Source organism: Cytobacillus firmus, from assembly GCF_023715565.1.
Taxonomy (GTDB): domain Bacteria; phylum Bacillota; class Bacilli; order Bacillales; family Cytobacillaceae; genus Cytobacillus; species Cytobacillus firmus_C.
In genome coordinates this window covers 1-4,117 of record NZ_JAMBOJ010000116.1, presented here as the reverse complement: position 1 = coordinate 4,117, position 4,117 = coordinate 1, and the positions used below count along the sequence as shown (strand labels likewise).

Annotated in this window: 2 protein-coding genes; both read left to right on the top strand. The window is 43.5% G+C overall.

The features are described from left to right. Window positions 1–303: 303 nt before the first annotated feature. A complete protein-coding gene (locus tag M3205_RS24905; RefSeq protein ID WP_251172330.1) occupies window positions 304–753 on the top strand; it encodes a MarR family winged helix-turn-helix transcriptional regulator in 450 nt (149 codons plus the stop codon). A gap of 77 nt (window positions 754–830) precedes the next feature. Then, window positions 831–3,959 (top strand): MMPL family transporter, encoded by a 3,129-nt coding sequence (locus M3205_RS24900; RefSeq protein ID WP_251172329.1) that lies wholly within the window; start codon window positions 831–833, stop codon window positions 3,957–3,959. Window positions 3,960–4,117: the final 158 nt, after the last annotated feature.

Below are 4,117 nucleotides of genomic sequence, written 5' to 3'. Positions count from 1 at the left end.
TTAAGGAAATTCACTGCCAATCACTGAGAGCATAGCAATTCTTACTACTAAAAATAGAAAAAGATGAATTTGAATGTGCTCAAATTCATCTTTTTCACTATTTGAAACTAGTTATGTCCCAGCTTCTTTTAGTTCACTCCTATGCTTTCCTAAAGTAAGATAATTTTCCTTCTTTTTATCTATCACAGCCTCAGATATTTTGATTGACAACTTTGGTTCCCTCCATTAAAGTTAACTACGTTAATAGTTAAGTAGTTGAACAGTTAAATGATAGAATAATCACAATGTGAGGTGAATATATAAGTGAGTGTGCCAGACATTAAGGATTTGGTCGACCGGTATATTGCCGTTTCTTTTTCTGTTGAGAAAAAGGCTGCGTCCCTTGTGAAAGATCAGATTGGCAGCGATCTGACCAATGATCAGCATTTTACTCTGAGGTACATAAATCAGGCAGGTTCCTGTACTTCATCAGAGCTTGCGGAAGTGTTCGATGTAAAAAAGAGTGCGATTACAGCAATGATTACGCGCATGTGGGAAAAGGGTCTGGTTCAGCGGACACGTGATGAAAATGATCGCAGGGTAGTCTATCTGACACTTACCGAAAAAGGGAATGAACTGTACGTGAAAGCAGAAGAAAAAATTCATATCCTTGTAGAATCGTTTATAAATAAATTTGATCAAACCGAAATCCAGCAGTTCATCGAAACATTTGAGAAATTGGATAAAGTACTATCGCAGACTAACGGGCAGTAAGGACTAACAATCAGCGGAAGAAAATTCCCGCTGTTTGGAGTTTCACTTTATCAGAAAACAAAGCGGGGGATAAAATAGTGTATTCAATTATTAAAAGAAAATGGCTTGTCATTGCCGTCTGGATCGCAGTGGCTGCCGGCTTGTTTATGGCAGCTCCGAACATGGCAGATCTGGTCCGTGATAAAGGGCAGATTACTGTTCCTGACGAGTATTCATCCACACTTGCCGGGAATATCATGCAGGAAGTGCAGAAACAGGAAGGCGGCGGGGATGAGACCCAGATTGCCCTTGTTTTTCATAATGATAAAAAGCTCACAGGAAATGAAATCAAAGAAGCGGAGAAAGCTATACGGACGCTTGAGGACAAAAGCTCAGAAATGGGAATCACTGATATACTTACCCATTTTAATGAAGAAAGCTTAAAAGAACAGCTTGTTTCAGAGGATGGCAAGTCGATTCTTGCTTCTGTCAATGTAAGCTGGAACGATCGTGAGCCAGCAGAGCTGAGTGAAGAGCTTTATTCAGCTATTGATGATGCTAAGGTAGATCACTATTATACGAGTGAATGGCTGATCAATGAAGATCTCATGAACAGTTCTCAGGAAGGACTGAAAAAGACGGAAGGAATCACAGTCGTCTTTATTCTGGTTGTGTTGCTGCTGGTTTTCCGATCAGTGGTTGCCCCAATTATCCCGCTCCTGACAGTGGGATTCACTTATCTTGCTTCACAATCCATTGTGGCATTTTTAGTGGATAGACTGGATTTTCCTATTTCGAACTATACCCAAATTTTCCTTGTAGCAATTCTGTTTGGGATTGGAACAGACTATTGTATCCTGCTGCTTAGCCGTTTTAAAGAAGAGCTTTCCTATAATGAAAGCACTGCGGACGCCATTGTGGCAACATACCGTAATGCGGGGCGCACAGTAATTTTCAGCGGCCTGGCTGTTATGATTGGCTTTGCTGCAATTGGCTTCTCGCAGTTTATTCTTTACCAGTCAGCAGCAGCTGTTGCCATAGGTGTAGCGATTCTCTTAATTGCTTTATTTACCATTGTGCCCTTCTTTATGGCGGTGCTTGGACAGAAGATTTTCTGGCCTTCGAAAAAGAGTGCCGAGCATGGTGAAAGCAAGCTATGGGGTACGGTCGGCCGATTCTCGCTGGCGCGTCCATTCCTGGCATTGCTTATCGTGGCAGCTGTTTGTGTGCCATTCCTGGTAACCTATGACGGAGATCTTTCCTACAACTCCCTTGAGGAAATCGGCGGGGATGTTAATTCCATTAAGGCTTTTAATGCCATAGCTGACAGCTTTGGGCCTGGAGAATCCATGCCAACGCAGATTGTCTTGAAAAACAGTGAGGAAATGGATTCAGCAGAATATGTAGGCCTGGCGGAGAAAATTAGCCGGGAGGTTGAAAAAGTAGATTTGGTGGATACAGTTCGTTCTGTTACAAGACCAACTGGGGAGCCAATCGAAGACTTCTTTGTTGCCAAACAAGCTGAAACGCTTGAAGAAGGGCTGGGGGAAGGAAAAGATGGACTGAACAAAATTTCTGATGGTTTGAATGAAGCAAGCAGCGAACTGTCCAAATCAGAACCCGAACTGCAGAATGCCACAAAAGGAATCAATGATTTGATTTCAGGCACCAATGAAATAAAGTCAGGCCTTGGTGAAATTCAGACAAACCTGGCAAAAATCGAAGATGGTATTCGTCAGGGATCAGCAGGTTCAGATCAAATTAAAGAGGGGTTGGAAAAATCCAAGGCTGGTGCCGAAGAGCTTCTTGCCGGTTATCAGCAGCTGCTAATTGGATATCAGTCAGCAGAAGAAGCCATTCCTTCTTTAATGGCGGGCTATAAAGAAATCCAGACGAACTTAAATCAGTTGTCGGATGGCATCAGACAGGCAAATGATGCACTGTTTGGCTATGTTGAAACCAAGGACCCTGAGTTCGCCCAAGATCCTCAATACCAAGCTATCAAAGGTCAAGTAGCCGGCCTTCAGCAGCAGCTTCCGAAAGTTTCAGAAGGTATCAATGCTGCTAATAGGGGGTTAACACAGCTGCAAAACGGCTTGTCGGAGGCAAATAAAAACTTCGGAACCGCCATATCCGGCCAAAAGGAATTAGCTGCCGGGCTCCAGCAGCTGATCAAAGGAATCGAAGCCCAGCAGGCAGGACTTAATCAGCTTGCTGACGGTCAGGGGCAAATCGTTAATAATTTTCCAAAGCTGACAAATGGTTTAGCCGGAATCAGTGGCGGGCAGGAGCAGCTTCTTGCCGGATTTGGCGACCTCGGAGGACAAATAAGCCAGCTGACAGATGGCCTTGGCCAGAGTGCAGATGGACTTGAGCAGGTATCTGAAGGACTTGGTTCTGCACAAGAATACCTGGCAGGTCTTTCGAAATCGGATAATATGGATGGTTTCTATCTGCCGCCTGAGGTTCTGGAGGATGAAGAGTTCGCCCAAGTGTTTGATGTCTACTTGTCAGAGGATCGCAAAGTTATGACGATGGATGTCGTTCTTGAAGCAAATCCGTATTCAAACGAAGCCATTGACCAGGTCGATGACATTAAGGAAGCTGTGGATAGAGCAACAAAGGGGACGAAGCTTGAAAATGCGGTTGTCGCAGTAGGCGGGATTACAAGTACCAATGCTGATTTGAGCACAATGTCAGATAAGGATTACTCCCGTACAGTCGTATTAATGCTTCTGGGCATTTCGATCATTCTAGTGTTCCTTTTCAGGTCTATCATCATGCCAATCTATTTAATTGGTTCACTGATTTTAACCTATTATACGAGCATGGCAATGAACGAAGCGATTTTCGTAAACCTGCTTGGATACACGGGCATCAGCTGGGCGGTTCCATTTTTTGCATTTGTTATTTTAGTCGCGCTTGGCGTTGACTACAGCATTTTCTTAATGGACCGTTTTAATGAATATCGTGACCTTTCTATCGCAGATGCCATGCTGTTATCCATGAAAAAGATGGGGACGGTTATTATTTCAGCTGCGGTAATTCTCGGAGGAACATTCGCGGCAATGATGCCATCCGGAATGCTGTCTTTATTGCAGATCGCGTCTATTGTTCTGATTGGATTAATGCTTTACGCACTGATTGTGCTGCCGTTATTCATTCCAGTTATGGTCAAGAACTTTGGCCAGGCAAACTGGTGGCCGTTTAAAAGAAGTACAAATTAACTTAAAATGAGACTGCCTTTACGGCAGTCTCATTTCAGTTTGTAGACAAAAGGGGTTCGGAATAGTCTCATTCCGGACCTCTTTTTTGAATTTTATTGGCTTTGAAGCATTTTCAGATGATGATAGACCTCTCCGAGGTCATCTTCTAGGCCATTTCT